The following is a 1,151-nucleotide window of genomic DNA, read 5'->3' on the forward strand; positions in this document are numbered from 1 at the left end:
ATGAACGCTCGGTACTGATAATGCCAACCTTGATCGGAATGGAGGATTGGCCGTTCCTTCCCGTCGAGCTTCCCGATTGCCTGGTCCAACATTTCGCCGACGAATCGGTATGTAGGGCGGTCCGACATCGTATAGGCAATGATCTCACGGTTTCCCAAGTCCATCATCGGCGAGAGGTAGAGCTTCTCCCCGAAGAGGTGAAACTCAGTGACGTCAGTCACCCATTTCTGGTTCAGGCCGGAGGCCTTGAAGTCACGTTGGAGAAGATTCGGTGCGATTTCTCCGATCCGTCCCTTGTAAGAGCGATATCGCTTCATGCGAACGAGACACTTGAGCCCGAGCTCGTCCATGAGACGGCGCACGGTCTTCGGATCGTGCCGGAAGCCTTGGCGTTCGAGAAGTGCGTGGATGCGACGATAGCCACATCGACCCTCGTGTTCGTGGAAGAGGGTATGGATGGCAGCCTTCACCTCCGCATACTTGTCTTCGCCCGTCAGGCGCGTCCGCCAATAGTAGTAGACGCTCCGGGCCATACCGAGCACGCGGAGGAGTCCTAGGACGGGATAGACCGCCCGCAACTCGTCGATTACTTGCGCCTTGATCCGGTTCGTCGCGCATTCTCTTCTTGAACCAAGGCTCTCAATTTTTTTAACGCAGCGTTCTCCATCTCGAGATACTCGACCCGCTCCTTGAGCTTCTCGACTTCTGTCATTTCTTCAAAATCCTTCTTCTTGCGTCTCGCCATCGGGGCACGTCCTTTCGGTCTGGCGACCAGACCTGCGGTCCCTTTCCGTTCATACGTCGCTCGCCAGTTCGAGATCATCCCTGGGGAGGAGATTCTGTATTTTATGGCCGCCTCTATGTAGGACAGCTCATTGGTCGCCATGTCGTTTAATACCTCCAGTTTAAATGCCGGCGAGTGTGTTGTATAGGAAGGATCGAAGATCGTCTCTCCCCATCGCTCATAGAGACGCGACCACTCACGGATTCGTTCACGTGCTATCCCGAATTCCTCCGCCATAATCTGGTATCCGTCTCGTCCCGTCAGGTAATGTTCAGCAACCTTGATCTTAAACGCCTTCGTATATTTGACCATAAAAAACACCCCATAAAAGTTGGATTTTTATGTCCAACTTTTATGGGGCAGTTCA

General features: G+C 53.3%; 2 protein-coding genes. Both read right to left on the reverse strand.

Annotated elements, in window-relative coordinates; genetic code table 11:
• Positions 1-644 (reverse strand): IS3 family transposase (locus tag KNQ13_RS15750; protein ID WP_209548557.1); only part of this gene is annotated, 644 nt, incomplete at its 3' end.
• Complete coding sequence (locus tag KNQ13_RS16070) at positions 587-1,096, reverse strand: helix-turn-helix domain-containing protein (protein WP_051590468.1); 510 nt, start codon at positions 1,094-1,096, stop codon at positions 587-589. The genes KNQ13_RS16070 and KNQ13_RS15750, both read right to left, overlap by 58 nt.
• Positions 1,097-1,151 lie beyond the last annotated feature (55 nt).

The organism is Exiguobacterium sp. s128, assembly GCF_018618815.1.
In the GTDB taxonomy this organism is placed as follows: domain Bacteria; phylum Bacillota; class Bacilli; order Exiguobacteriales; family Exiguobacteriaceae; genus Exiguobacterium_A; species Exiguobacterium_A antarcticum.

Excerpts from the sequence above, each read along its gene's own strand:
- KNQ13_RS16070 (WP_051590468.1), bottom strand. The coding sequence starts at position 1,096 with ATGGTCAAATATACGAAGGCGTTTAAGATCAAGGTTGCTGAACATTAC.